This window comes from Pseudomonas sp. 65/3-MNA-CIBAN-0223, from assembly GCF_040310425.1.
GTDB classification, from domain to species: domain Bacteria; phylum Pseudomonadota; class Gammaproteobacteria; order Pseudomonadales; family Pseudomonadaceae; genus Aquipseudomonas; species Aquipseudomonas gregormendelii.
Genome location: NZ_JBEOPV010000302.1, coordinates 1 through 244 on the forward strand (window position 1 = coordinate 1; position 244 = coordinate 244).

A 244-nucleotide genomic window follows, 5' to 3' on the forward strand; every position below is an offset into this window, starting at 1 on the left:
GTGTAGGTGTAATAGCCGTAGGCACCGCTGTCATAAGGTGACGTCGATGCCTTGCGCTTCACGGCGTTGAGAATCACGCCCTTGAGGATCACGCCGTTCTGCGCGAGCCGGCGTTTGGATGCATCGATCTGCGAGCTCGTGCTGAGACCGAAGCGAGCTACCAGCAGGTTGGTACCGGCCTGCTGCGCAACGAGCACCGCATCGGTGACGGCCAGCACGGGCGGCGTATCGATGATGATGAAGT

General features: G+C 60.7%; 1 pseudogene. It reads right to left on the minus strand.

What is annotated here, in order from left to right:
- Nucleotides 1-244 (minus strand): annotated as a pseudogene (locus AAEZ09_RS28975) (tyrosine-protein kinase); the annotation flags it as partial.